Origin of the sequence: Zoogloea sp., from assembly GCF_028689785.1 — a bacterium.
GTDB lineage: Bacteria > Pseudomonadota > Gammaproteobacteria > Burkholderiales > Rhodocyclaceae > Zoogloea.
This window is the reverse complement of the sequence record NZ_JAQVCN010000072.1, coordinates 18,819-21,754: the sequence shown is the minus strand read 5'-3', so window position 1 is coordinate 21,754 and position 2,936 is coordinate 18,819. Positions and strand designations below refer to the sequence as shown.

Genomic DNA, 2,936 nt, shown 5'->3' with positions numbered 1-2,936 from the left:
CGTCGGAGTCGGGGTCGATCCCCACCATCCACACCGGTTCCAGCACCGGGCTTCGCTGAAGCTTGGCCAGCAGGTCGGTCCCGATGTTGCCCGGGCCGATCAGGGCGCATTTGATTTTCTGGGTCATCGCTGTTGTTCCTTTTCGGGTCGCGAAGGTTTAGATCAGGCTGCGCACCACACCGCCCTCGACTTTCAGGGCCGCGCCGTGGGTGGCAGATGCAAGGGGGCTGCACACGTAGGCGACCAGACTGGCCACCTCGGCAGGTTCGATGAAGCGCTTGATCAGGGACGTGGGGCGGGCATTGGCGAAGAAATCCTGCTCGGCCTGCTCCAGCGACACGCCCTGCTCTTCCGCCAGGCGCGAGAAGAAGGTGCCGACGCCCTCGGTGCGGGTCGGGCCGGGCAGCACCGAATTGACGGTGACACCGGAGCCGACACAGGTCTCGGCCATGCCCCGCGCCACCGACAGCTGGGCCGACTTGCTCATGCCGTAATGCACCATCTCGGCCGGCGGGCAAATACCCGACTCACTGGAGATGAAGACGATGCGCCCCCAGTCACGGGCCTTCATGGCCGGCAGGTAGTGGCGTGACAGGCGCACCCCGCTCATCACGTTGGTCTCGAAGAAGTTGAACCACTCGATGTCCTGAATCTCTTCGAAGGGCCGGGGATCGAAGATGCCCAGGTTATTGACCAGGATGTCCACGTCGGCGCAGGTGGCGGTAAGGGCCTCGCAGCCCGCCGCGGAGGACAGGTCGGCGGCCACACCATCGACCCGGGCGCCGGGCACCGCTTCAATCAGGCGCACCACGGCCGCGGAGACGCCGGAGCGGCTGCGGCCATTGAGGGTGACGTGGGCGCCTTCGGCCGCCAGGGCGCAGGCGATGGCAAAACCGATGCCGGCGGTGGAGCCGGTGACGAGGGCGCGCTTGCCGGTGAGTTGAAGATCCATGGCGACCTCAGCTGAAGCGCACGGAACAGCCGCCGATACCGCCGATGCTCACCCGCAGGCTGTCGCCGGCGGTAACGGGGATCAGCGCAGCGAGGGAGCCGGACAGCACGATGTCGCCGGCCTTGATGCCGATGCCGAGACGGCCCAGGGTGTTGGCCAGCCAGGCCATGGCATTGCAGGGGTGGCCCAGGGCGGCCGCGCCCGAGCCGGTACCGACGATCTCGCCGTTCTTCTCGAGCACCATGCCGCAGGTGGCCAGATCCACCTTGCGCGGGTCGACGATGCGGTCGCCCAGCACCAGCACGCCACAGGAGGCGTTGTCGGCGACGGTGTCCTGGATCTTGATCTTCCAGTCCTTGACGCGGCTGTCGACAATCTCGAAGCAGGCCATCACCCCTTCGGTGGCAGCCAGGATGTCGGTGGCGGTGAGGCCCGGGCCCATCAGGTCCTTCTTCATCAGGAAGGCGATCTCGCCTTCGGCCTTGGGCTGGATCAGGGTGCTGACGGGGATGGCCTCGCCTTCGTTGTACACCATGCCGTCCAGCAGCCAGCCGAAGTCGGGCTGATGGACATTGAGCATGTTCATCACCACCTTGGAGGTCACGCCGATCTTCTTGCCGACCACGCGTTCACCGGCAGCCAGCCGGCGGGCGATCATCTGCTGCTGGATCTGGTAGGCATCCTCGATGATGATCTCGGGGTGGCGCTCGCTCAGGGGTAGCACGGTTTCGCGCTTGACGAGGGCTTCGTAAAGTTCATCGCCAAGCTGGGTGATCAGGGCCTTGTCCATGGAGGTCTCTCAGGAAAGCGGTTGGGGTTCGTCGTCGTCGGCTTCGGCCAGGAACTCGCCTGCCAGGCACCCGTTGGCCCAGGCCGTCACGCCTGGTCCGGAAACGTGGAGCAGCCGCGGCAGCACGCCAGTGCCCAGGTCATGGACCTTGGTGTGGCGGCCAGCCACCAGCACACTGCGGCCGATTTCCGGGCGAGTGGCGCTGGCGCTCATCACAGCTTCACGCAGATATTCTTGAGTTCGGTGTAGAACTCCAGGGAATGCACGCCACCCTCGCGGCCAATGCCCGACTGCTTGGCGCCGCCGAAAGGGGTACGCAGATCGCGCAGGAACCACGAGTTCACCCACACCAGGCCCACTTCCAGATGGCCGGCAACGCGATGGGCGCGGGTCACATCCTTGGTCCACACCGATGCGGCCAGGCCGTATTGGGTGCTGTTGGCCCTGCGCACGACCTCTTCCTCGCTGTCGAAGGGCATCACCAGGGTGCAGGGGCCGAAGATCTCTTCCCGGGCGATGGCGGCGGTGTCACCGAGGCCGGTCCAGATGGTGGGCTGCACCCAGGCGCCGTCCCTGAGCTCGGCAGGCATGTCGGGCACATCGCCACCCGTCACCACCGTGGCGCCCTCCTCCACCGCCTTGCGGTAGTAGCCCAGCACCTTCTCCTGGTGTTCCTTGGAGATCAGCGGACCCAGGCCGGTGTCGGCCTTGTCGGGGGTGCCGATGACCAGGTTCTCGGCGCCCTGCTTGAGGCGTGCCACAAAAGCATCGAACAGGGGCCGCTCCACATACACCCGCTCGGTGCCCAGGCAAACCTGGCCGCAGTTGGCGAAGCAGGAACGCAGAGTGCCTTCGATGGCCGCATCCAGATCCGCATCGGCGAAGACGATGGCCGGGTTCTTGCCACCCATCTCCAGGGACACCGGCCGGGCGCCATCGGCAGCAGCCTTCATGATGGCTGCGCCGGTGCGGGTCTCGCCGGTGAAGGTAATGGCATTGACGCCCGGGTGGCGGGTCAGGAACTCACCAGCAGAGTCGGGCCCGAAACCGTGCACCACGTTGTACACCCCCTTGGGAATGCCGACGGCGTTCATCACCTCGCCCAGCAGGGTGGCGGTCTGGGGGGTTTCCTCCGACGGCTTGACCACCACGGCGTTGCCGCAGGCCAAGGCCGGACCCACCTTCCAGGTCATC

General features: G+C 66.2%; 4 protein-coding genes and 1 pseudogene. All 5 read right to left on the bottom strand.

Translation table 11 applies throughout. The features are described from left to right. Positions 1-127 (bottom strand): annotated as a pseudogene (locus tag PHI64_RS20595) (acetaldehyde dehydrogenase (acetylating)); the annotation flags it as partial. Positions 128-157: 30 nt separating this feature from the next. Further along, positions 158-952, bottom strand: coding sequence for an SDR family oxidoreductase (locus PHI64_RS20590; protein ID WP_299887240.1), 795 nt, complete (start codon positions 950-952; stop codon positions 158-160). A gap of 7 nt (positions 953-959) precedes the next feature. Next, positions 960-1,742 carry a 2-oxopent-4-enoate hydratase gene (dmpE, locus tag PHI64_RS20585; RefSeq protein WP_299887237.1) on the bottom strand — a complete coding sequence of 261 codons (783 nt, stop codon included), beginning with the start codon at positions 1,740-1,742 and terminating at the stop codon, positions 960-962. Positions 1,743-1,751: 9 nt separating this feature from the next. Next, a complete protein-coding gene (locus PHI64_RS20580; protein ID WP_299887234.1) occupies positions 1,752-1,955 on the bottom strand; it encodes a hypothetical protein in 204 nt (67 codons plus the stop codon). Further along, the coding region (locus PHI64_RS20575) for an aldehyde dehydrogenase family protein (protein WP_299887231.1) at positions 1,955-2,936 on the bottom strand (982 nt) is incomplete at its 5' end. The genes PHI64_RS20575 and PHI64_RS20580, both read right to left, overlap by 1 nt.